The sequence below is a fragment of the Mycobacterium scrofulaceum genome (assembly GCF_002086735.1).
In the GTDB taxonomy this organism is placed as follows: domain Bacteria; phylum Actinomycetota; class Actinomycetes; order Mycobacteriales; family Mycobacteriaceae; genus Mycobacterium; species Mycobacterium scrofulaceum.
In genome coordinates this window covers 224,140-246,266 of sequence record NZ_MVIJ01000001.1, presented here as the reverse complement: position 1 = coordinate 246,266, position 22,127 = coordinate 224,140, and the positions used below count along the sequence as shown (strand labels likewise).

The 22,127-nt window shown below is 67.8% G+C and carries 18 protein-coding genes, 2 tRNA genes and 2 pseudogenes; 11 read left to right on the top strand and 11 right to left on the bottom strand.

Features of this window, described 5'->3' with window-relative positions; all coding sequences use genetic code 11:
• Positions 1–53: 53 nt before the first annotated feature.
• Both acpS and BST44_RS00985 read left to right on the top strand, forming a co-directional pair.
• Positions 54–446 carry a holo-ACP synthase AcpS gene (gene acpS / locus BST44_RS00990; protein WP_083174427.1) on the top strand — a complete coding sequence of 131 codons (393 nt, stop codon included), beginning with the start codon at positions 54–56 and terminating at the stop codon, positions 444–446.
• Positions 443–1,868: pseudogene (locus BST44_RS00985) on the top strand (dipeptidase). Before acpS ends, BST44_RS00985 begins: the two are co-directional and overlap by 4 nt.
• A 5-nt stretch (positions 1,869–1,873) precedes the next feature.
• Here BST44_RS00985 and BST44_RS29345 read toward each other — a convergent pair.
• The 3 genes and pseudogenes from BST44_RS29345 to bcp form a co-directional block, all read right to left on the bottom strand.
• Positions 1,874–1,945: pseudogene (locus BST44_RS29345) on the bottom strand (peroxiredoxin); the annotation flags it as partial.
• A 16-nt stretch (positions 1,946–1,961) separates the two neighbouring features.
• Positions 1,962–2,429 carry a cupin domain-containing protein gene (locus tag BST44_RS00980; RefSeq protein ID WP_083174424.1) on the bottom strand — a complete coding sequence of 156 codons (468 nt, stop codon included), beginning with the start codon at positions 2,427–2,429 and terminating at the stop codon, positions 1,962–1,964.
• 141 nt (positions 2,430–2,570) lie between these two features.
• Positions 2,571–3,062 (bottom strand): thioredoxin-dependent thiol peroxidase, encoded by a 492-nt coding sequence (bcp, locus tag BST44_RS00975; protein WP_083174423.1) that lies wholly within the window; start codon positions 3,060–3,062, stop codon positions 2,571–2,573.
• A gap of 97 nt (positions 3,063–3,159) precedes the next feature.
• Between bcp and BST44_RS00970 the strand changes: the two genes are divergently transcribed.
• Positions 3,160–3,387: a DUF3618 domain-containing protein gene (locus BST44_RS00970; protein WP_040622880.1), complete on the top strand. Its 228-nt coding sequence runs from the start codon at positions 3,160–3,162 to the stop codon at positions 3,385–3,387.
• Between the two features lie 4 nt (positions 3,388–3,391).
• On the opposite strand, the gene BST44_RS00965 is transcribed toward BST44_RS00970, so the two are convergent.
• Positions 3,392–5,134 carry a DUF3556 domain-containing protein gene (locus BST44_RS00965; protein ID WP_083174421.1) on the bottom strand — a complete coding sequence of 581 codons (1,743 nt, stop codon included), beginning with the start codon at positions 5,132–5,134 and terminating at the stop codon, positions 3,392–3,394.
• Positions 5,135–6,284: 1,150 nt separating this feature from the next.
• On the opposite strand from BST44_RS00965, the gene BST44_RS00960 reads away from it, so the two are divergent.
• The gene (locus BST44_RS00960; RefSeq protein WP_439330686.1) at positions 6,285–7,535 is read left to right on the top strand and encodes a cytochrome P450; all 1,251 of its coding nucleotides are present in this window, start codon (positions 6,285–6,287) and stop codon (positions 7,533–7,535) included.
• Positions 7,536–7,618: 83 nt separating this feature from the next.
• On the opposite strand, the gene BST44_RS00955 is transcribed toward BST44_RS00960, so the two are convergent.
• Positions 7,619–7,694 (bottom strand) — tRNA-Lys (locus BST44_RS00955).
• 156 nt (positions 7,695–7,850) lie between these two features.
• Complete coding sequence (locus BST44_RS00950; protein ID WP_083174420.1) at positions 7,851–9,089, bottom strand: GNAT family N-acetyltransferase; 1,239 nt, start codon at positions 9,087–9,089, stop codon at positions 7,851–7,853.
• 189 nt (positions 9,090–9,278) lie between these two features.
• Between BST44_RS00950 and BST44_RS00945 the strand changes: the two genes are divergently transcribed.
• From BST44_RS00945 to BST44_RS00935, 3 genes are all read left to right on the top strand, one after another.
• On the top strand, positions 9,279–11,636 hold the full coding sequence (locus BST44_RS00945) for an MMPL family transporter (RefSeq protein ID WP_083174418.1): 2,358 nt from the start codon (positions 9,279–9,281) through the stop codon (positions 11,634–11,636).
• Positions 11,637–11,707: 71 nt separating this feature from the next.
• A complete protein-coding gene (locus tag BST44_RS00940) occupies positions 11,708–12,610 on the top strand; it encodes a DMT family transporter (protein WP_083174416.1) in 903 nt (300 codons plus the stop codon).
• A gap of 153 nt (positions 12,611–12,763) precedes the next feature.
• Positions 12,764–13,960 carry a L,D-transpeptidase gene (locus BST44_RS00935; protein WP_083174415.1) on the top strand — a complete coding sequence of 399 codons (1,197 nt, stop codon included), beginning with the start codon at positions 12,764–12,766 and terminating at the stop codon, positions 13,958–13,960.
• 119 nt (positions 13,961–14,079) lie between these two features.
• Here BST44_RS00935 and BST44_RS00930 read toward each other — a convergent pair.
• Both BST44_RS00930 and orn read right to left on the bottom strand, forming a co-directional pair.
• A tRNA-His gene (locus BST44_RS00930) sits at positions 14,080–14,155 on the bottom strand.
• Positions 14,156–14,201: 46 nt separating this feature from the next.
• Positions 14,202–14,849 (bottom strand): oligoribonuclease, encoded by a 648-nt coding sequence (orn, locus tag BST44_RS00925; RefSeq protein ID WP_083174413.1) that lies wholly within the window; start codon positions 14,847–14,849, stop codon positions 14,202–14,204.
• Between the two features lie 122 nt (positions 14,850–14,971).
• On the opposite strand from orn, the gene BST44_RS00920 reads away from it, so the two are divergent.
• A complete protein-coding gene (locus BST44_RS00920) occupies positions 14,972–16,537 on the top strand; it encodes a helicase HerA-like domain-containing protein (protein ID WP_083174412.1) in 1,566 nt (521 codons plus the stop codon).
• 3 nt (positions 16,538–16,540) lie between these two features.
• On the opposite strand, the gene cmrA is transcribed toward BST44_RS00920, so the two are convergent.
• On the bottom strand, positions 16,541–17,347 hold the full coding sequence (gene cmrA, locus BST44_RS00915; RefSeq protein WP_083174738.1) for a mycolate reductase: 807 nt from the start codon (positions 17,345–17,347) through the stop codon (positions 16,541–16,543).
• A gap of 298 nt (positions 17,348–17,645) precedes the next feature.
• On the opposite strand from cmrA, the gene BST44_RS00905 reads away from it, so the two are divergent.
• The gene (locus tag BST44_RS00905; RefSeq protein WP_083174410.1) at positions 17,646–18,983 is read left to right on the top strand and encodes an MFS transporter; all 1,338 of its coding nucleotides are present in this window, start codon (positions 17,646–17,648) and stop codon (positions 18,981–18,983) included.
• A 4-nt stretch (positions 18,984–18,987) separates the two neighbouring features.
• On the opposite strand, the gene BST44_RS00900 is transcribed toward BST44_RS00905, so the two are convergent.
• Together BST44_RS00900 and BST44_RS00895 are read right to left on the bottom strand one after the other, a co-directional pair.
• Positions 18,988–19,761: an MmpS family transport accessory protein gene (locus tag BST44_RS00900; protein WP_142274311.1), complete on the bottom strand. Its 774-nt coding sequence runs from the start codon at positions 19,759–19,761 to the stop codon at positions 18,988–18,990.
• A gap of 68 nt (positions 19,762–19,829) precedes the next feature.
• Positions 19,830–20,489: an SACE_7040 family transcriptional regulator gene (locus BST44_RS00895; protein WP_083174407.1), complete on the bottom strand. Its 660-nt coding sequence runs from the start codon at positions 20,487–20,489 to the stop codon at positions 19,830–19,832.
• Positions 20,490–20,682: 193 nt separating this feature from the next.
• Between BST44_RS00895 and BST44_RS00890 the strand changes: the two genes are divergently transcribed.
• Together BST44_RS00890 and BST44_RS00885 are read left to right on the top strand one after the other, a co-directional pair.
• Complete coding sequence (locus BST44_RS00890; protein ID WP_083174406.1) at positions 20,683–21,426, top strand: CoA transferase subunit A; 744 nt, start codon at positions 20,683–20,685, stop codon at positions 21,424–21,426.
• Between the two features lie 48 nt (positions 21,427–21,474).
• Positions 21,475–22,125: a CoA transferase subunit B gene (locus tag BST44_RS00885; RefSeq protein WP_083174404.1), complete on the top strand. Its 651-nt coding sequence runs from the start codon at positions 21,475–21,477 to the stop codon at positions 22,123–22,125.
• Positions 22,126–22,127: the final 2 nt, after the last annotated feature.

The window sequence follows — 22,127 nt, the reverse complement described above, 5'->3', positions numbered from 1 at the left end:
GCCGCGCGGACCGCATCGTCGCCGGGCGAGACCGTCCGTTAGCCTGGCCACCCATGGGAATTGTCGGTGTGGGGATCGACGTCGTCTCCATCCCTGATTTCGCCGAGCAGGTCGACCAGCCGGGAACCGTCTTCTCCGAGACGTTCACACCGGGTGAGCGCCGCGACGCCTCGGACAAGAGCTCCTCGGCTGCGCGCCACCTGGCCGCCCGGTGGGCGGCGAAGGAGGCGGTGATCAAGGCCTGGTCGGGGTCCCGGTTCGCGCAACGTCCGGTGCTGCCCGAAGACATTCACCGCGACATCGAGGTGGTCACCGACATGTGGGGGCGGCCCCGGGTGCGGCTGAGCGGCGAGATCGCCAAACACCTGGCCGACGTGACGATTCATGTGTCGCTGACGCATGAGGGGGATACCGCCGCCGCGGTGGCGATCCTGGAGACGCCTTGAGCGCGAGCAGACACAAAATCGCATCTCGGCGCGGGCGTTCATGCGACTTTGCGTCTGCTCGCGCCAAAAAATTGGCCGACTAGCCTCGAGGCCATGAGCGATCTCGTTCAGCGCGTCCGCGACGTGTTGCCGTCGGTGCGCCGCGACCTCGAGGACCTGGTGCGCATCCAATCGGTGTGGGCCGACCCGGACCGGCGCGACCAGGTGCACCGCAGCGCCCAAGCCGTGTCAGACCTGTTGTCGCAGGTTGGTTTCGGTGACGTGCAGATCGTTAGCGAGGGCGGTGCGCCGGCGGTCATCGCGCGCCATCCCGCGCCCCCGGGCGCGCCGACCGTGCTGCTCTATGCTCACCACGACGTGCAGCCAGAAGGCGACGCCGACCAGTGGACCTCGCCGCCCTTCGAGCCCACCGAACGCGGCGGGCGGCTCTACGGGCGCGGCAGCGCCGACGACAAGGCCGGTATTGCAACGCATTTGGCGGCGTTCAGGGCGCACGGCGGCAAGCCGCCGGTTGGCGTGACGGTCTTCGTCGAGGGCGAGGAGGAATCGGGCTCGCCGTCGCTGGGCCGGTTGTTGGCAGCCCACCGCGACGCCCTGGCGGCCGACGTGATCGTCATCGCCGACTCCGACAACTGGAGCACCGACGTTCCGGCGCTGACCGTTTCGCTGCGGGGCCTGGTGGACTGCGTGGTGGAGGTCGCCACGCTGGACCACGGGCTGCACTCCGGCATCTGGGGCGGCGTGGTACCGGATGCTCTGAGCGTGCTGGTGCGGCTGCTGGCGAGCCTGCACGACGACGAGGGGAACGTGGCCGTGGCCGGGTTGCACGAAAGTGCCGCCGCCGCTGTGGATTACCCGCCCGAGCGGGTGCGCGCCGACTCGGGGCTGCTGGACGGGGTGTCCGAGATCGGTTCGGGTTCGGCACCGCAGCGACTGTGGGCCAAGCCCGCGATCACCGTGATCGGCATCGACACCACGGCGATCGACAAGGCGTCGAACACGCTGATCCCGCGGGCCCGCGCCAAGATCAGCATGCGGGTCGCGCCCGGCGGTGATGCGGCGGCACACCTGGACGCGTTGACCGCTCATCTGCACCAGCATGCGCCGTGGGGCGCTCACGTCACCGTCACCCGGGGCGACATCGGCGAGCCCTACGCCATCGATGCCAGCGGCCCGGTGTACGACGCCGCCCGGGCGGCCTTCCGGCAGGCGTGGGGCACCGACCCGATCGACATGGGCATGGGCGGTTCCATCCCGTTCATCGCCGAGTTCGCCAATGCGTTCCCGCGCGCGAAGATCCTGGTCACCGGCGTCGAGGACCCCGGCACGCAGGCGCACAGCATCAACGAGAGCCTGCACCTGGGTGTGCTGGAACGCGCGGCGATCGCCGAGGCGCTGCTGCTGGCGAATCTGGCCGTCTGAGGCGGTCAGACCGAGAGGTTGCGCCGCAGCTTGGCGACGTGGCCGGTGGCCTTCACGTTGTATTGAGCGACGGCGACCGCCATAAGTGTACGGTCAGCGCGGGGGGCCAAGAATGACCTGTCCGAACTTATCCGCTCCCTCAACCAAACGCGAGGGCGAAATTTCAAAGCCCTCCGGACGTGGCATCGCCTTGTCGCGACCGGAGTAGCGGAACATTCCTTCAATTCCTGCCGGTGTGTTGATCATCAGTAGATCTGCCGTCTTTGACGTGATGCGATAGGCGTGTGGAATGTTCTTGGGCAAGAACACAATCCCGCCTTCCGCCAACTCCGTCTCCTGGTCGTCTACCCAGACTAGCGCGGTACCTTTGATCAACATGAACACTTCGTCTTCCCGCGTGTGTTTGTGGTACGGCGGGGCTTCGCCTTCGCTCACATCGAAGCGCCCGATCATCAACTGGCCATCTGTGGCCTTGCCGTCGAGCAGGATTGCCAGTGTGCCGCCGTCGAGCCATTCCAGCTGTTGCTGCTGCTCCGGTTGCGCCAGGTACGCCATGCTCATGAGTCATCCCTCTTCGTCATCGGCGGGAGCACCAACGTCCTCCGGAGGGTCAGTTGGCTGACTTCAATGTCGAATGGTCAGAGTAACGCTTGCGTGTCGCCACGGCAGTGGTGGAAACGCTCCCAGCCGTAGCCGGTGGATTCACTCGGCAGATGTTGCTAGCTGGGCGATGATCTGCTTGATCTTTGTTGCCGTATGTGCAGCCTTGACGTTGTACTGCGCCAGGGCGATCTTGCCCTTCTCGTCGACCACGAAGGTCGAGCGGATCACGCCCTGCACGGTCTTGCCGTACATCTGCTTCTCGCCGTAGGCGCCCCAGGCCGTCAGCACCGTGCGCTCGGGGTCCGACAGCAGCGGGAACGTCAGCTTCTCGGCGTCCCGGAACTTGGCCAATTTCTCCGGTTTGTCGGGGGAGACGCCGATGACGTCGAGGCCGGCGTCGCCGAGTTCGTGCAGGTTGTCGCGGAAGTCGCAGGCCTGTTTGGTGCAGCCTGGGGTCGAGGCCGCCGGGTAGAAGTAGACGATGACGCGACGCCCCTTGTAGTCGGCCAGCGACACCTTCTTGCCGTCGGCGTCGGGCAGGCTGAAGGCGGGGGCTTGGTCGCCCGGCGCAAGCCGCGTGGTCTCGGCCAATTTCGGGCCCCTTTCTGTTCACCGGAGCGCTGGGGTTGTCACCAGCTGATCTAGGGTAGTGCGTCAGGTGCATCAGGCCGACTGGGAGGACAGACACGTGGCGGACCGGGACCCCGAGGCGATCAAGCGGGACATCGACGTCGCCCGCGACCAGTTGGCGGCCACCGTCGACTCGCTCGCCGTGCGGGCCAACCCGCGGCGCCTCGCCGACGACCTGAAAGCGAAGGCGATCGAGTTCGTCAAGAAGCCCGCTGTGACGGTGTCGCTGGCCGGCGTTGGTGTGCTTGTCGTCGTGGTGGTGGTACACCGGGTGAGGAACCGCTGAGGGCTCAGGTCATGCCGGCGCCCGTGCCGCTCTGGACGTGCACTGGGATGTCGTCGGCCCACGGCTGCGATGTGACCATGTCGTCGACGTCGACGTAGCCGCGCTCGAATTCGCCGGTCGCCGCGTCGACCAGCCGGTACTCCTGCCGCTGGATGTGGATCGGCTGGGCGTCCAGGATCACCACGCGCACGTCACCGGGCTGGAACTCGCAGCGCTGCTGCAGCGCCTCGATCAGGCATTCGTTGTGCATGTGTCCGTCGCCGAAGTTCCAGCCGAGCACCATCGAGCACAGCACCTCGCCCTCGCACAGGTTGTAGTCGTCCTCGTCGTAGCCGGCCAGCGCGCGGTGCACCAGCGTGAACAACGCGCGGCCATGGGTGTTCATCCCCCGAAACGCCATCGCGAGGTGAAGCGGCACCAAGGTTTGCTCTCTGGAGCCGTAGAGCCGCTCGAGCTGCAGGTGTTGCATCGGCCCCAGCGCGCGGGAGCCGGCGCGGAACTTCTCGTCGACCGACGGCTTGACGCACCACACCGTGGTGTCCCAGTTGCCCGCGTAGTACCGCATGCCCGGCAGGAAGGACACCTTGCGCGGGTAGAGATTCCCGACGGCCACGACCCCGGCCATGACGGCGAACAGGATCGCCACCGGCAACGGATTGGCCACATCGGACAATCCGAGAGGCGCGTGAGCGACGAACAACGACAGCACCCCGAAGATCATGAACACGTTCCACTCCAGCGGGACTCCCATCGGGAAGGCCAGCAGGATGTTGAGGTGGAAGACGACCATCACGAACGCGGCGATGGCCGTCGGCCAGCCGCCGTGGGAGAACAGCAGCGCCAGCGGCACCAGGCCTTCCACGGCGGTGGAGAAGTGTGCGATGAAACCCGCCAGCGCGCTCGGCCGCAGGTCATCCGGGTAGCGCTTGAACATGGACCTTTTGAGCGCCCCCGACGGGATGAAAGGGTTGTTCGCGAGCATCGTGGAGATCACGAACGGGAAGTGCCTGTTCAGCTTTGAGGTGGCGGCGCCGATCCAGATCACCATGAAGACCACCTTGGCCCCGATGATGCAGTCGGCTCCGGAGAACAGAAAGACCAGCGCCAGCGGCGCGTAGACCTCGCCGCGGGCAGCCAGGAAAATGACTTTGTCACGCAGGCCGACGAGCGCCAGAACCGACAGGATCGCGACGGTGTGCCAGGGCGCCAGCACACCGATCTCGGTGTGGAGGGCGGGAATCGGCCCGCTGCCGTCGGACACCAGCGCGATCGCGAGCAACACCAGCAGCGCGGCGTAGAGCGCCGCATCGATCGGGCTGCGGACGCTGCCCTTGGTCAGCGGCACCCGATCGGGCCACGGCGGCAGCCGGATGGTTCCGGGCCGCAGCCAGTACAGGATGGAGCCCATCGGGGGGAAGTAACGCCCGGCCAGCGGTCCGAAGCAGCAACCGAGGCCGACGACCTCGAACAGCATCGTGTACAGCACGGCCTTCTCGAACACGATCGGTTCCGACCACCACCTCGCGACGCCGGTGAAGCTGCCGATGCCCGTGGTACACCAGCCGAACACCCAGCCGCCGAGTACGTACAGCGCGATCTTCACGCCATACATCACATGCATCACCAGCGGGGTGCCGAACCCGTTCTCGGCGATGTGGCGCACCATCGGCACGATCCGTTCGGCGCGGTTCAACTTGCTCCATTCGGCCACGTCGACGACGGGCAGATTCGGCTGGATGAACCCCATTGCGGCTCCTTCGACGCAGCTCGTTCCAGGGGCGCCGGTGACGCCCGTGGCACCAACCGGTGCCAGCAAAAAGTACCCGGAGGAACAGCTACCGCGGGCGGATACGACGTCAACAAGTTGTGGATTTCTCTAGCGGGGCCGTGGCCCAGGCCCGTACGCCCTTCCAAACAAGCTGCGGCGCAGTCCGTATCAACGGCATGGACGTCTTTTGCGCAGCCCGGTCGGCAACGTCGGTCTGGCCGAATACCGAAGTGTGCGGGCTGATTCCGATCGTGCGGTCGATAGCCCGGCTGAACCTATCGCATCCGGGGGCGCAGGCCTGGCAAAGGGCCCGGGGCTAGGGTGGCTACCAGCTTGCCGTTCGGCCCGAGAGGGGTCGGCCACCGGCCCGGCCAAGCAGAAGCGACACACTTCCACTTTTGATCGTTTTCACAGCTCACTGGCGGCTAGCGCACAAGTATCTTCTTGTACAGTCCTGCCATTGTGGGCCGTGAGAGCGCTATGACTCCGCGGGAGTCGATCGTCGCTGTCGTCACCGCGCTCAGCCTGTTCGTCGCCTTGATCGCGGGATCCTCCCTGCGCCCGCAATTCGCGGCCGGGGCACTGCCCGAGCCGGCGGCGTGGACACACCAAACGGAAAGCGTGCAAACACCTGGCGGCCAGGAGCACCCCGGCGCGGTGCAGATCATCAGCCATCCGGGTCATGGCCTGGGACCGGGGTCTACGCCCACGGACAAAAAGCCATTCCACAGCATGTGGATGACGCGGGAACGGCCAACCAGCTGGCCCTCCCTGTCGCCGCAATCTGACTGGCTTGTTTTGCCGACTTCCTTTGCCCCACAAGGTCATCCATCAGACCACGCCCGGCGGGTGGTGGCCCCGGCCGGTTGTGACGGCCGGGACATCTTGATGGAGCTCTGCCTAATCCGCTGCTGAGAGGCCGCCGGCCCTTCGTGCTCGCCTGACGAAACCCGTGGGGCCAACGCGTGCACCGACTTCCCTTGCCCCGGCAAAGGCGGCCATAAGCGGCGACTCACGCCCTTGGGTCGTTGCGACGCGCGAGCGCAGACCACCCTCCCTCCCCTTCCCGAGGAACAGTCATGGTTGCATGTACCGCCCATCCCGCCCTTGCGTGTCAGGTGGTTTGGCGATGAATTCGAGCACACAGCACGCCAATTCAGGGCGCGTTCACGCGGGTACTTCCAGCGCGATCGGGTCAGCAGACTTTCACCTACCGCGCCTGGAGCATTCCACCTTGCCGCTGGCCGCCGACCGGGGCGTCGGATGGAAGGCGTTGCGGGACGCCGGGCCGGTCGTCTTCATGAACGGCGCCTACTACCTGACCCGTCGTGAGGACGTGCTGACGGCGCTATGCCAACCGAATCTCTTCTCGGCGCATTTGGCGCTCCAGCCCCCGGGCAGCCCGGTGCCGGTGCTGCCGTCGGCGTTCGACCCTCCCGAGCACACCCGCTACCGCAAGATCCTGCAACCGCACTTCAGCCCGCACGCCCTGAGCAAATCCCGGCCGGTGATGGAGCGCCACGCCGTCGACATGATCACCGACCTCGCCGGTAGGGGCGCATGCGAGGTGATGGCGGACTTCGCGCGCCTTTACCCCTACCAGGTCTTCATGGACCTCTACGGTCTGCCGCTGGAAGACCGCGACCGCGTGATCGCCTGGAAGGACGCCGCGGTGGACGGCGGGCCCGAGGGCAACGACCTCCTGGGTTATTTCACCGACGCGATCCTGCAACGACGGCAGAACCCCGGCTCGGACATGCTGTCGGAGGTGATGACCGGGCCGGGGGATCTGACTGACCTCGAGCTCCTCGGCATGAGCCACCTGCTGGTGTTGTCCGGGCTGGACACCGTGGCCGCGGCGATCGGGTTCTCGCTGTTCGAGTTGGCGCGCAGGCCGCAGCTCCGCAGGGACCTGCGCGACGACCCGGAGCAGATCAGGGTCTTCATCGAAGAAATCGTCCGGCTCGAGCCGGCCGCACCGCTGGCGGCGCGGGTCACCACGGACTTCGTCAAAGTGGGCGGCATGACCCTCCCGCCGGGCACGCCGGTACGGTTGTGCACGGCCGCGATCAACCGTGACGGGAGCGACGAGATCTCGACCGACGACCTGGTGATGGACGGAAAGGTGCACCGGCACTGGGGATTCGGCGGTGGACCTCACCGCTGCATCGGCTCCCACCTGGCGCGAATCGAACTGACGCTCATCGTCGAAGAGTGGCTCAAGCAGATCCCCGACTTCGACGTGCCGCACGATTACGTCCCGGAGATCAAGTTCCCCTCGAAGAGTTTTGCGCTCAAGTCGTTGCCGCTGAGCTGGGCTCAGCCGGCCGCCTCCGCGCCGAACGCGGCCGGCCGTCCTCCCGCGACGGAAGGAGGCTAGGCGGTCGATACCTGCCAGAGGGGCGCCGAGAAGGAAACGTCGCCCCGGGTCAGGGACGGTGTGGGCGCCAACATTGACGTCTGTGGTGCGCCGTCAGGGTTTCGAACCCCGGACCCGCTGATTAAGAGTCAGCTGCTCTACCAACTGAGCTAACGGCGCTTTCGACGGCCGAGACCGCGTACGCGACAATAACAGGCGTCCTGCCGCGGAGTGAAATCCCGGAATCCCCTCCAGGATAGCGACCGGGCGGGACGGCAGGCCCGCCCAGCTCCCATCGGTGCTGCTACTCACGAAATGGGCTGCAGCGCAGGCGACTCAGAAGAGCGTCCCGCAGTACGGTGCCCGGTCGGTGGCGAAGGCGGCATCGAGGCCGCCCAGCGCACCCGGTCGCTCTTCCGCGAGCCGGCCCGCCCGCTGCAGTTCGGAGGCGCTGTGCGCGCCCATGTAGATCGTGGCCAGGTCGGCCAGGCCGATCTCCACATCGACCTTCCCGTCGTGCGGAGTGCATTTCCCCACGCCATCGCGGGTCCGTAGCAGGAACCGTCCGCCCGCGAGGCCCAGTGGGTCGGTGACGTCCAGCGCGATCTCGATATCGGCGGCGTAGGCGCGGGCGCCGAGCACCTCGGGCACGTCGTTGATCCGTACCCAGAGGAAATCGCTCACGCCGGTGGTCTCGGCGGCCCGCAGGTCGGTGAGCTTGAGCGGCAGGGGGTCGTCGACCGGCACGTCGATCTCGATGGTGTCGAACATCTCCAAGGCCAACAGCGTCTGCAGGAGCTCGGTGTGCGCCTCGTCCGTAACGGGGCAGAAGTCCTCGACCACCACGGTGCCCAGCGGCGGCCGGTAGCCGTGATCCGACTCCCCGACGACGCGGTAGGTCAGGAACCCGTCGGGGTGGATCGTGTAATTGAGCGCGGTCCCGCTGCCTCGCTGGCTGGGGCGGTCTTCCAAATAGTCTGCCCACCAGGCGTCGTTGCGGGTCACCGCGCCAGTCGTTGTGGCGCACCACCGTTCGTAGATTTCGGGCAACAGCGGCTTGGCTTCGGCGGCGGTGACCTCGCGCGCACGCAACTCGCGCGGCCCGGACCGCAGCTTCGCAAAGCGTCGGTCGATGGAGTAGCTGCGGAGGTAAGTTGCCACGCCCGCGCCGAAGCCGTCGTACATCGCGGTCTGGGTCGGCACCCCGAAGACGATGGGGTAGCCGCGGTCGATGAGGATACCCAGCCCCTTCGCGCTGAGCTGACCCCATACACCTTTGCCTTGATGCGTTGACGCGACCGCGATCATCGTCAGCCACGCGGCTCGCAGGCCGGCGGCACCCGGCACCGTCAACCGCGTGGGGTAGATGATGGACGTTCCCACCAGGAAGGGCTTGTGCGGGTCCGAGACGTCCTCGGCCACCAGGATGTCTTCGAGGTCGACACGGCGTTTCCAGGCTTCGATGCCGCGTGGGTCGATCGGATCTCCAAAAGTGCGGGCCTGATTCAGGTAAACCGCCTGCAGTTCGTCGTCGGTGGGGTGCCTCATGTCGATGGCGTTGTCCGTCGAGTTCATCGCCCATCCAATCCGCTGATAGCCCAGCCAAACCGGCGCTCCGCGCAGCGATGGCGTGCTAAGGCGCCTCCCCGTCCGATACCCGAGTGCCAGATCGCCAAACGTCCTTGGCCCGTCCCGGGGATGTGGTCAGGCGGCCTCGTTCGGGTATAGGGGTATCGCCGGGGACTAGCCATGGAGGGACCAAAGATGCTGCAAGCGCTCACCCGTCTTGCCATCGCGGCGCCGCGGCGCATCATCGCGACCGCGTTTTTGTTGCTGGTCGGTGCCACGGTTTTCGGGTTGCCGGTGATCAACGACCTTTCGGGCGGCGGTTTTCAGGATCCGACCTCGGAGTCTGCCCGGGCGACCAGCGTGCTTCGCGACAAGTTCAACCAGACCGATCAGCAAATGATGATCGTCGTCACCGCCCCGGCCGGCGCCCAGAGCCGGCAGGCGCGCGACGTCGGAACCGACATCGTCGACCATTTGAAGACCTCGCCGTGGGTCTTGGATGTGTCCTCGGCGTGGACATCGCCCCCGCAGGCCGCCGCCCAGCTGGTCAGCAAGGACCAAAAGTCCGGGATGATCGTGGCCGGCCTGAAAGGCGGGGAGAACGACGCCCAGAAGTACGCCAGCACCCTCACCGACCAACTCGTGCACGACCGCGACGGTGTCACGGTGCGCGCCGGCGGCATGGCGGTGGCGTACGCCCAGATCAACGACCAGAACGAGCGCGACCTGCTGCTGATGGAGTCGATCGCGATTCCGCTGAGCTTCGCTGTCCTGGTCTGGGTGCTGGGCGGCGTGGTGGCGGCGGCGCTGCCGATCGTGCTCGGCACCCTCGCCATCGTCTGCACCATGTCGGTGTTGCGGCTGATCAGTTTCGCCACCGACGTGTCGACGTATGCACTGGACCTGAGCATCGCGATGGGCCTCGCGCTGGCGATCGACTACAACCTGCTGATCATCAGCCGATACCGCGAGGAGCTGGCCCGCAGCGGCGACCGCGAGCGCGCGCTGATGCGGACCATGGCCACCGCCGGACGGACGGTGCTCTTCTCCGCCACCACCGTGGGGCTGTCGATGGCGGTGATGGCGGTCTTCCCGATGTACTTCCTGAAATCGTCGGCCTACACCATCGTGGCCACCGCGGCCATCGTCGCGGTCGCCGCGGTGGTCATCACGCCGGCGGCGATCGCGCTGCTGGGACCCCGCCTGGACGCGCTGGACGCCCGCCCGCTCCTGCATCGGATCCTGTACGGCCAGCGGTCTTTTCGCGATCACGCGCACAAGCCGCTCGAGGAGCAGTTCTGGTACCGGTCGACCCGGTACGTGTTGCGTCATGCCCTGCCGGTCGGCCTGAGCGTCGTCGCCTTGCTGCTGTTGCTGGGCGTCCCGTTCCTGGGGGTGAAGTGGGGCTTTCCCGACGAGCGGGTGCTGCCGCGGTCGGCGTCGGCGCGGCAAGTCGCCGACATGTTGGACACCGACTTCGCCAACGGACTGGGGACGGGGGTCACCGTCGTCGTCCCGGATGCCCGCGGCGTCACCCCGGGCGATCTAAACCGTTACGCGTCCAACCTGTCGCGCGTGCCCGAGGTGTCCGCCGTGACCGCGCCGACCGGGACCTTCGTCGCCGGGAACCGGGTGGGACCGCCGGCCGCGGCCACCGGCGTCGCCAACGGCGGCGCGTTCCTCACGGTGGCCAGCACCGCGCCTCTGTACTCATCGGCCTCGAACGCCCAGCTCGACCGATTGCACGAGGTCCGCGGGCCGGCGGGGCGGTCGGTGGAGATGACGGGGCTGGCCCAGATCAACCGCGACAGCGTGAACGCGATCACCCAGCGGCTGCCCACGGTGCTGCTGCTGATCGCCCTCGTCACGTTCGCGTTGCTGTTCCTGCTCACCGGCAGCGCGGTGCTGCCGCTGCAGGCGCTGGTGTGCAATGTGCTGTCGCTGACGGCCGCATTCGGCGCGATGGTGTGGATCTTCCAGGACGGACACCTCCACGCGCTGGGAACCACCCCCAACGGCACGCTGAACGCCAACATCCCGGTGCTGTTGTTCTGCATCGCCTTCGGGCTGGCGATGGACTACGAGGTGTTCCTGGTGTCCCGCATCCACGAGTACTGGCTGGCGTCGCAGGCCATCGAGGAAACCCCGCCGACCGCCGCCGAGGCGCGCGCCGCCACGGACGAGAGCACGGCCCTGGGCATCGCCGGCATCGGCCGCGTGGTCACCACGGCTGCGCTGGTGATGTCGATTTCATTCGCCGCGTTGATCCCCGCGCACGTGTCGTTCATGCGGATGCTCGGCGTCGGCCTGACGCTTGCGGTGCTGGCCGACGCCACCCTGGTGCGGATGGTCCTGGTTCCCGCTTTCATCCACTGGCTCGGCCGGTGGACCTGGTGGGCGCCGAAACCGTTGGAGCGGTTGCGGAATCGTTCCGTCACCGGTGAAAACGCGGCCGCGGCGGTGGGGCGGCGCCGCTGGGCGGCCGATGCGCCCAAGGCGCTGCGGCCCATGATCAGGAGGTGGCCGACCAAGACGGCGACGTACCGAGGCTAGACCGTCGGCTTTGCTTGCCGGCCAACGGTATCCGCCTCGAATCCGGTGTCTGACATCGACGGAGAACGCTCATGCCCAAGACGGAGATCGCCATTGCGCTCGCGCTGAGTTCCGCGCTCTGCGTTGCGATCGGCGACGTGCTGCAGCAACGGGCGGCGCACTGCATCGAGGACCGGTCGGTCGGCAACGTGGAACTGGTCGCCGGCCTGCTGCGCAGTAAACGGTGGTGGGCGGGCGCGCTGCTGCTCGCGGCGAGCATCGCGTTGCAGGCCGCCGCGTTGGGCCACGGCTCGGTGCTGCTGGTCCAGGCGCTGCTGATGTCTTCGCTGCTGTTCGCGCTGCCGATCAACGCCCGGTTATTCCACCGCAAGGTGACCGGGACCGAGTGGATGTGGGCCAGCCTGCTCACCGCAGCGGTGACGGTGGTCGTCGTGGTCGGCGATCCGCAGGCCGGGCGTGCCTACGCATCGCTGCGAATCTGGGTCGTGGTGGCCGCCGTGCTGGGCCCGGTGCTCGTTGCCTGCGTGGCGGCGGGCCGAATCTGGGGCGGCCCGGCGGCCGCGGTGATGTTCGCCCTCGTCTCCGGCTCACTGTGGGGCGTGTTCGCGGTGCTCGCCAAGGAGGTCGTCGCCCGGCTCGGCGGCGGCGGATGGGCGGTGCTGCAAGCCCCGGAGCTGTACGCCGCCGTCCTGGTCGCGGTGGGGGGCGTGGTGTGGAGCCAGGCGGCGTTCCGGGCCGGACCCCTGACCGCGTCGATGCCCACGCTGCAGGTGGCCCAGCCGGTCGTGGGGGCCGTGCTCGGGGTCGTCGTGCTCGACGAGACGCTGGACGCGGGCCGCGCCGGGACGGCCGCCCTGGCGGTGGCCGTCCTGGTGCTGACGGCGGCCATCGTCAAGCTCGCGCGTGTCGAAGCCGCCTCGACCCGCGATCGGGTCGAGGCCGAAGACCGCGACAGGGTCGGCCAACCGGCCTGAACGCGCCGTTCCGTCGGCCCCGGAGGAAGGGGATGACACCTGATTACGGTCCTGTCAAGGTCGGCATTCCAGCGCCACAACACGCATTACAATGCTTGCACTGATTCTGGTCAGCGGTGACCATCTACATCACGCTTCCTGGAAGGTCACTCGATGACGCCTTTGCGCAGAGGACGATCGTGGCTGGCTGCCGCGATCGCTTCGGTTGCTGTGTTGGGCGTCGGCTGCGGTGGCGGACACACCGCGGCGCCGGCGAGGGTCATTTTCGACAAGGGCACCCCGTTTGCCGACCTGCTCGTACCGAAGCTCACCGCGTCGGTGACCGACGGCGCCGTCGGCGTCACCGTCGATGCACCGGTGACCGTCAGCGTCGCCGACGGCGTTCTGGCATCGGTCACCATGGTCAACGAGAACGGCAAGTCGATCGGCGGCCAGCTCAGTCCCGACGGACTGCGCTGGTCGACCACCGAGCAACTCGGCTACAACAGGCGCTACACCTTGAGCGCGAAGGCGCTGGGCATGGGCGGCGCGGCGAGTCGGCAGATGACCTTCCAGACCAGCTCACCCGCCCACCTGACCATGCCCTACGTCGCCCCCGGCGACGGCGAGGTCGTCGGGATCGGTGAGCCGGTGGCGATCCGGTTCGACGAGAACATCGCGGATCGCGCCGCCGCGCAGAAGGCCATCAAGATCACCACCAACCCGCCCGTCGAAGGCGCGTTCTACTGGCTCAACGACCGCGAAGTGCGTTGGCGCCCAGAACATTTCTGGAAGTCGGGGACGGCCATCGATGTGGCCGTCAACACCTACGGCGTCGACCTCGGTGACGGGATGTTCGGGGAGGACAACGTCAAGACGCACTTCACCATTGGCGACGAGGTCATCTCGACGGCCGACGACGCCACCAAGACGGTGACCGTGCGCGTCAACGGTGAGGTGGTCAAGACGATGCCCACGTCGATGGGCAAGGACAGCACGCCGACGGACAACGGTTTCTACATCGTCGGCGGCCGCTTCAAGCACATCATCATGGATTCGTCGACCTACGGCGTTCCGGTCAACTCGCCCAACGGATATCGCACCGAAGTGGACTGGGCCACCCAGATGTCCTACAGCGGCGTCTTCGTGCACTCCGCGCCGTGGTCGGTCGGTGCCCAGGGGCACACCAACACCAGCCACGGGTGCCTGAACGTCAGCCCGAGCAACGCCGAGTGGTTCTACGACCACAGCAAGAGCGGCGACATCGTCGAAGTCATCAACACCGTGGGGCCGACGCTGCCCGGCACCGAGGGGCTCGGCGACTGGAACATCCCCTGGGCGCAGTGGAAGGCCGGCAACGCCAACACCTGACGCGCGGCCGGTCGGCCTGATGCCGCGCGCCCGCCGTCCCGTCGGTTGACGGGAGCGATCGCGCTGCGTGGTCGTCACCGACCGGGGCGGTCGGGGAGCGGCGCCGCGCTCCCGCCCATTGGGGTGGCTGACGGGACTCGAACCCGCGACACCCAGGATCACAACCTGGTGCTCTACCAACTGAACTACAGCCACCATCGCCGCCGGCCGGCCACGAGGCCAACGAGCGGCGACGTCGATACTAGCCGGTCGGTGGCTCGGGGACCGAATCGATTGGCCCGGGTGCGCCGGGTCCGCCGTCCAGGTCGGCGACCACGGCCTCGATCTCGCTGGTGGCGGGCCCCGGCGGGGGGACGAACGCGGTGCGGCGGTAAAACCGCAGCTCGCGGATCGATTCGTGGATGTCGGCCAACGCCCGGTGCGCGAGCCCCTTGACCGGCTGGCCGAAATAAATCCGCGGGTACCAGCGCCGGCAGAGCTCCTTGATCGAGCTCACATCGATCATCCGGTAGTGCAGGAATGAATCGAGTGCGGGCATGTCGCGGGCGATGAACGCGCGGTCGGTGGCGATGGAATTGCCCGCCAGCGGCGCCGTCTTGGGTTGCTTGACGTGCTTGCCGACGTAATCGAGCACCATGGCCTCGGCGGTCGCCAGGTCGACGGTGGAGGCCCGCACCTCGTCGATCAGCCCTGAACGCGAATGCATTTCGGTGACCACATCAATCATCGACGACAGCGCCGCGTCGTCGGCGTGGATCACCACGTCGACGCCGTCGCCCAGAATGTTCAAATCGGCGTCGGTGACCAGGGCCGCGATCTCGATCAGTTTGTCCGTGCCGAGGTCCAGCCCGGTCATCTCGCAATCGATCCACACCAACTCGTCGCGCACAGCGCTCAGACTAGGCCCACGTGGCGCGCACGTTGCCCGTCGCCCCCAAGTCGGCCGGAGAAGTAGGGTGAGCGTTGCCGGACCGCACGCCGAACCACTGGAGAACAGGGGGGCGCAGCACGATGAGCACAGAATCGGCGGAGACACCCGCACGCCGGATCGCCAACGGGTACGCCGTCGACGGGCGGGCACTCGAACTGGGCACGGTCGTCGTGGACGGCGCCGCAGACCCGACGGCACAGATTCGCATTCCGCTCGCCACGATCAACCGGCACGGGCTGGTGGCCGGCGCGACCGGAACCGGCAAAACCAAGACGCTGCAGCTGATCGCCGAACAACTCAGCGCGGCGGGCGTTCCGGTGATGATGGCCGACGTCAAGGGCGACCTGTCGGGTCTGGCCCGCCCGGGGGAGGCCGGCGACAAGACGGCCGCGCGGGTCAAGGACACGGGCGACGACTGGGCGGCGACCGGATTCCCGGTCGAGTTCCTGTCGCTCGGCACCGGCGGAGTGGGCGTGCCGGTGCGCGCCACCGTCGCCAGCTTCGGTCCGGTTCTGCTGTCGAAGGTGCTGGGGCTCAACGCCACTCAAGAGTCGACGCTAGGCCTGATCTTCCACTGGGCCAAGGAGAACGATAAGCCGCTGGTGACGCTGGAGGATCTGCGCGGGGTCATCAGCCACCTGACGAGCGACGAGGGTAAGGCCGACCTTAAAGACCTGGGCGGGGTGTCCTCGACGACGGCGGGTGTCATCCTGCGGGCGCTGGTGAACCTGGGGGGCGAGGGCGGGGACACGTTCTTCGGCGAGCCGAAGCTCGACCCGAACGATCTGCTGCGCGCCGACGACCAGGGTCGCGGAATCATTTCGTTGCTGGAGTTCAGCGGTCAGTCGTTGCGTCCCGTGATCTTCTCCACCTTCCTGATGTGGTTGCTGGCCGATCTGTTCGCGGTGCTGCCAGAGGTGGGCGACGTCGACAAGCCCAAGCTGGTCTTCTTTTTCGACGAGGCGCACCTGTTGTTCGCCGACGCATCCAAGGCCTTCCTCGAGCAGGTCGAACAGACCGTCAAGCTGATCCGCTCCAAGGGGGTCGGGGTGTTCTTCTGCACCCAGCTACCCACCGATGTGCCCAACGACGTGCTCTCCCAGCTGGGCGCCCGGATCCAGCACGCACTGCGGGCGTTCACCCCCGACGATCAGCAGGCGCTGAGCAAGACCGTCCGCACCTACCCGAAAACCGATGTGTACGACCTGGAATCGGCGCTGACGTCGCTGGGGATCGGGGAGGCCGTTGTCACCGTGCTGTCGGAGAAGGGCGCACCCACGCCCGTCGCCTGGACCCGCATGCGGGTGCCGCGCTCGTTGATGGCCTCGATCGGCACCGACGAGATCTCGAAGGCGGCGAAAGCCAGTCCGCTGCATGACAAGTACGGCCAAACCGTTCAGCGACCGGCGCAGCCGCAGGCCGGCCCCGGGGGCGGGCAAGCCGGTTCGCCGCCGGAGGCTAAGTCCGGTTACCCGCCGGTCCCCGCGAACGAGCCGGTGCCGCCGATGCCAGAGCCGGCGGAGCCCAAGGGTCCCGCGATGTGGGAAGAGGTGCTGAACAACCCCACTGTGAAAAGCGGCATCAACACGGCCGTCCGCGAAGCGGTGAAAGGCATCTTCGGTACCGGCCGTCGCCGCCGGAAGTGACGCCTAGCTGCCGCCGAGCTTCTTGTAGAAGCTGCCCACGATGGGCGCGACGACGGCGCGCGGCGCATACCCGCTGGCCACCGACATCGCCTTCGACGTCAGGCCCGGAACGACCCGCATCTTGTTGCGCGCCAACGCATCCAGCGACAGCTGGGCGGTGTGTTCGGTGGAGATCCACAGGAAATCCGGCACCAGCCGTTCGACGAGCGATCGCTCGGCGTCATCGGGGAGGTCGGTGCGGACCGGCCCCGGCGCCAGTAGCGTGACGTGCACACCCGAGCCGCGCAGCTCGCCGCGCAGCGATTCGCTGAAGGTGTTCGCGAACGCCTTGCTGGCCGCATAGGTCGCGTTGTAGGGGATCGGCGAATTGCCCGCGGCCGAACCGGAAATCAGGATGCCGCCGGCCTTGCGCTCGACCATGCCCGGCAACACCGCCAACGTAAGGTCGTGCACGCCGAGCACATTCAGCTGGAGCTGGGCCTTCTCGCCCGCGGGGTCCAGGGTTGCCACGGGACCGAAGGTCGCGGTGCCCGCGTTGGCGCACAGGATCGAGATCGGGCGGGCGGCCAGTTCGTCGCACAGTTTGGCCCGTTCGCCGGGATCGGCGAGGTCGGCGGGCCGCACGTCGACCGCGACGCGGTACTTGTCGGTCAGCCGGGCGGCCAGCTGGTTGAGCAGGTCTTCGCGCCGGGCGGTGACGATCAGGCTGTGCCCGCGGGCGGCCAGTTCGGTGGCCAGAGCTTTACCGATGTTTTGCGAAGCCCCGGTCACGACGGCGCGCGCGTCCGGGCTGGGAGCGGGGATCGGCATGAGCCAATCGTAGACAGCCGGTTCGGCGAAGCCGGGCGCGGCGGGTCGGCTGCCGAACAAATTGCAGCGATCGCGAGCGCGGCGAAGCCGGGCGCGGCGGGTCGGCTGCCGAACAAATTGCAGCGATCGCGAGCGCGGCGAAGCCGGGCGCGGCGGGTCGGCTGCCGAACAAATTGCAGCGATCGCGAGCGCGGCGAAGCCGGGCGCGGCGGGTCGGCTGCCGAACAAATTGCAGCGATCGCGAGCGCGGCGAAGCCGGGCGCGGCGGGTCGGCTGCCGAACAAATAGGCTGCCGGGCATGAGGCAGCCGTCGCGTTCACTCACGCCGGTGCCATCCCGGGTGGTGGCGTGGGCGCTATGGGACTGCGGCTCCACCGGCCTCAACGCGATCGTGGCGACCTTCGTCTTCGCCGTCTACCTGACGAGCAGCGTGGGGGTCGGCATCTCGGGCGGCACCACCCCGGCGAGCTGGTTGGGGCGCGCCGCGGCCATTGCCGGCTTGACCGTCGCCCTGCTGGCGCCGGCCGTCGGCGTCTGGGTGGAGTCACCGCATCGCAGACGGGTGGCCCTGAGCGTGCTGACCGCAGTGGCCGTCGCGTTGACATGCGCGATGTTCTTCATCCACGACCGCCCCGGCTATCTGTGGGCGGGGCTGGTGCTGATGGGCGCAACGGCGGCCTGCGGCGACCTGGCCAGCGTCCCGTATAACGCCATGCTGCGCCAACTTTCGACGCCGCAGACGGCCGGCCGGATTTCCGGTCTGGGCTGGGCGGCCGGCTACGTCGGCAGCGTTCTGCTCCTGCTTGTCGTCTACACCGGATTCATATCCGGCAAGGGCTCCGGGCCGGACGCGACGCGCGGATTGTTCCGGGTGCCTCTGCACGACGGCCTCTACGTCCGAGAGGCGATGCTGGTCGCGGCGGCATGGCTGGCGATCTTCGCGCTACCACTGCTGTTCGTCGCGCACCGGCTCCCCGACTCGGGCGAGGTGCACGAGCCGACCAGCATGCTCGGGGGGTATCGCAAGCTGTGGACGGAGGTCTCCGCCGAATGGCGGCGCGACCGCAACCTCGTCTACTTCCTGTTCGCCAGCGCGCTTTTCCGCGACGGGCTGGCGGCGATCTTCGCTTTCGGCGCCGTCCTCGGCGTCAACGTGTACGGCATCTCGCAGGGCGACGTGCTCATCTTCGGTGCGGTGGCCAGCGTGGTGGCGGCGGTGGGTGCGGTGCTGGGCGGCTTCGTCGATCACCGGGTCGGGTCCAAACCCGTCATCGTGGGATCGCTGGCCGCCATCCTCGTGGTGGGGATCACGCTGATGCTGCTCTCCGGCTCGGTGGCCTTCTGGATCTGCGGTCTGCTGCTGTGCATGTTCATCGGGCCGTCGCAGTCGTCCTCGCGGGCCCTGCTGCTGCAGATGGCCAAGCACGGACGGGAAGGCGTCGCGTTCGGCCTGTACACGATGACCGGGCGGGCGGTGGCCTTCGTCGCGCCATGGCTGTTCTCGGTTTTCGTCGACATCTTCGGCGCCGTGCGCGCCGGGCTGGGCGGCATCACACTGGTGCTGCTCGCCGGGCTGCTGGCCATGCTGGCGGTCCGGGTCCCGACGCGCGGCGCCCTGGCGGCCGAACCGTCCTAGGCGCCTAACCCCTGGTGTCGCAGATCGTCAGGCCCACGCCCACGCGCTTGGTCATCTGGACGCCGTCGACGGTGACCGAGCAGGTGACGTTGTGACCGATGTTGACGATGGTGACGTTGGCCGGGTGCGTGGCCGACTTGGCCAGGCTGACCTCTTTGCTCCAGGGCAGCGCGACGTTGAATTCGGTTTGGATCAGGCCGCCGGTGTCGATGTACATGATGCTGATCGCGCGGCCTTCGCCGGCCACGCTGTACACGATGTCTTGCATCGCGGCCGGGCCGGTCGATTCGGTGGGCGTCGGTGCGCCGCCCGTCGGCGGCACGGGCGCCGGGATGCGCGGCGGTGACGTGCGTGTCGACGGGGTCGGCACGCTCGGGGTGGTCTCGGGCATGGCGGGCAACGGCGGGACGGCGGTCTGCGTCTTGATCGCGTCATTCACCAGCACCAGAGCGACGACCAACGCCACCACCAGCAACACGGCGGCGCCGGCGACGATCCACAACCAGCGCGGTGGCGGCTTCGGGCCGCGCGGCGGGGGGGCTGCTTGGGGATGCAGTTGGCCCGACGCGGGAAGCTCGTGCTGCCAGTACGCCGGCAGCTCCCTGGTCGTGTTGGTGTCGGTCATGTCGGGCGCCCAGGGCGGAGCCTGGCCCCCGTAGGTAGGCGCGTACGCCGCCTGGTCCGCGTAGGCGGGGTCGGCAAGCGGGTACCACGAACCCTGCGGCCCCGAGCCCGGCAAAGGGGGACTGAACCGGTCGGTGGGACGTGAATCGTTCATGTCCACCTCATGGAGTGCAGAGTACCTGCGTCGGGGGCCCGAACGGCGAATCACCTCAGGGCGGCGGCTCAGGGGCATTCGTTGCCGGCGGCGAGCGCGGCGACCGTCATCGCCCGCATGACGGCGCGCGACCGTGCGGCGCGGGCGGACTTACTGCGCGAGGTGTCGGGGGATTTCATGCTGTACGGCGTCGAATTGAGCAGACCGAACACCGCGTGCGCGGTCAGCCGGGCGTCGGCCTCGGCCAGGGCGGGGTTGAGCTCGCGCAGCACCCCGACCCACACCTCGACGTATTGGCGCTGCGCCTTACGCACCTGCTTCTCGGCCGCCTCGGGCAGGTGCGCGAGGTCGCGGTCCTGGATGCGGATCAGGTCCGGTTCGCCCAGCGCGAAGTCCAGGTGGAAGTCGATCAGGCCGTCCAGGGCGGCGGCCGCGTCGTCGGAGTTGCGGGCCCGCACGTCGCGGGCGCCGGCCAGCAGACGGGCGCTGATGCCGACCAGCAATTCGACCAGCAGCGACTCCTTGTTGGGGAAGTGCCGATAGATCGCCGGACCGCTCACACCGGCGGCGGCGCCGATGTCTTCCAGGCGCACGGCGAGAAAGCCGCGCTCGGCGAACAGTCGCTCGGCGGCCGACAACAGTTGCAGACGCCGGTCGGACTTCAACTGGCTGCGGCGATTTGGGGTGTCGGCGGGACCGGGCCGGCCGTCGGAGGTGGACGTTGTCATGGCGAACCCCCGTCCTTTTGGTTAATCGCCACTAACTTAGCATGGGTTAGTCACAATTAACTCGCTCCGACGCGGGACGGCCCCCGGGGGCCGTCGTCCCTGGACCGGCGGCATCGACGATGGTATCCTCGCCCTGAGTTAATGAGCATTAACTCAAAACGCCCCGCCCGACGGCAAGGAGGCTGCTGCGGCGATGGACAAGGTGGTGGCGACGGCGGCCGAGGCGGTGGCCGACATAACCGACGGGTCATCTTTGGCGGTCGGGGGCTTCGGGTTCTGCGGCATCCCTGAGGCTTTGATCGCCGCGCTCGTGGCCACCGGGGTGGGTGGCTTGGAAACCGTGTCCAACAATTGCGGGGGAAACGGCGTCGGACTGGTTCACCTTCTGAAACACAAGCGAATTCGCCGGGCCGTCGCCTCCTACGTCGGAGACAACAAGGAATTCGCGCGCCAATTCCTCGCCGGCGAGCTCGAAGTCGAGCTCACACCGCAGGGCACTTTGGCCGAGCGGCTGCGCGCCGGCGGGATGGGGATTCCTGCGTTCTACACCCCGGCAGGGGTCGGGACCGCCGTCGCCGACGGCGGGCTCCCGTGGCGCTACGACGCCTCGGGCGCGGTGGCCGTCGTGTCCCCGCCGAAGGAGACCCGCGACTTCGACGGCGTCACCTACGTGCTGGAACGGGCGATCCGCACGGACTTCGCGCTCGTGCACGCCTGGAAGGGTGACCGGCATGGCAACCTCGTCTATCGCCGGGCCGCCGCCAACTTCAACCCGGACTGCGCGCAGGCCGGCCGGATCACCATCGCCGAGGTGGAACACCTCGTCGAGCCGGGCGAGATCGACCCCGCCGCGGTGCACACCCCGGGCGTTTTCGTGCACCGGGTCGTGCATGCGCCCGACCCGGTCAAGCCTATCGAGAAGATGACGGTCAGCTGATGGCCGCGCCACGACGATGCAGAACGAAGTGATGAGGAGTGGCGCCTGATGGCGTGGAGCAGAGACGGTTTGGCCGCGCGGGTGGCCGCCGAGTTGGAGGATGGCCAGTACGTCAACCTCGGCATCGGGATGCCCACGCTCGTCCCCAACCACATCCCGGCCGGCGTCACCGTGGTCGTGCATTCGGAGAATGGGATCCTGGGCGTCGGACCGTATCCCCGGCCCGAGGATGTCGACGCGGATCTGATCAACGCGGGCAAGGAGACGGTCACCACGATGCCGGGCGCGGCCTTCTTCAGCTCCTCGACCTCGTTCGGGATCATCCGCGGCGGCCACCTCGACGTGGCGGTGCTGGGGGCGATGCAGGTCTCGGCCACCGGCGACCTCGCCAACTGGGTGATTCCCGGCAAGTTGGTGAAGGGCATGGGCGGTGCGATGGATCTGGTTCACGGCGCCCGCAAGGTGATCGCGATGATGGAGCACACCGCGCGCGACGGTAGCCCGAAAATCGTTGCGCAGTGCTCGCTTCCGCTCACCGGCGCGGGGTGTGTCGACCGCATCATCACCGACCTGGGCGTCATCGACGTTCACGACGACGGTTTGCACCTGGTCGAGACCGCCCCCGGCGTCTCGGTCGACGAGGTTCGCGACAAGACCGAACCGCCGCTTGCGTCGGCGACAACCGGGAGGCATTCGTGAGT

Coding starts and splice junctions, on each gene's coding strand:
- BST44_RS00905 (WP_083174410.1), top strand. CDS start 17,646: ATGAGGCAGCCGTCGCGTTCACTCACGCCGGTGCCATCCCGGGTGGTG.
- BST44_RS00890 (WP_083174406.1), top strand. CDS start 20,683: ATGGACAAGGTGGTGGCGACGGCGGCCGAGGCGGTGGCCGACATAACC.
- BST44_RS00965 (WP_083174421.1), bottom strand. CDS start 5,134: ATGGGGTTCATCCAGCCGAATCTGCCCGTCGTCGACGTGGCCGAATGG.
- BST44_RS00945 (WP_083174418.1), top strand. CDS start 9,279: ATGCTGCAAGCGCTCACCCGTCTTGCCATCGCGGCGCCGCGGCGCATC.
- acpS (WP_083174427.1), top strand. CDS start 54: ATGGGAATTGTCGGTGTGGGGATCGACGTCGTCTCCATCCCTGATTTC.
- BST44_RS00920 (WP_083174412.1), top strand. CDS start 14,972: ATGAGCACAGAATCGGCGGAGACACCCGCACGCCGGATCGCCAACGGG.
- cmrA (WP_083174738.1), bottom strand. CDS start 17,347: ATGCCGATCCCCGCTCCCAGCCCGGACGCGCGCGCCGTCGTGACCGGG.
- BST44_RS00980 (WP_083174424.1), bottom strand. CDS start 2,429: ATGAGCATGGCGTACCTGGCGCAACCGGAGCAGCAGCAACAGCTGGAA.
- BST44_RS00935 (WP_083174415.1), top strand. CDS start 12,764: ATGACGCCTTTGCGCAGAGGACGATCGTGGCTGGCTGCCGCGATCGCT.
- BST44_RS00900 (WP_142274311.1), bottom strand. CDS start 19,761: ATGAACGATTCACGTCCCACCGACCGGTTCAGTCCCCCTTTGCCGGGC.
- BST44_RS00885 (WP_083174404.1), top strand. CDS start 21,475: ATGGCGTGGAGCAGAGACGGTTTGGCCGCGCGGGTGGCCGCCGAGTTG.
- BST44_RS00895 (WP_083174407.1), bottom strand. CDS start 20,489: ATGACAACGTCCACCTCCGACGGCCGGCCCGGTCCCGCCGACACCCCA.
- BST44_RS00950 (WP_083174420.1), bottom strand. CDS start 9,089: ATGAACTCGACGGACAACGCCATCGACATGAGGCACCCCACCGACGAC.
- BST44_RS00960 (WP_439330686.1), top strand. CDS start 6,285: ATGAATTCGAGCACACAGCACGCCAATTCAGGGCGCGTTCACGCGGGT.
- BST44_RS00940 (WP_083174416.1), top strand. CDS start 11,708: ATGCCCAAGACGGAGATCGCCATTGCGCTCGCGCTGAGTTCCGCGCTC.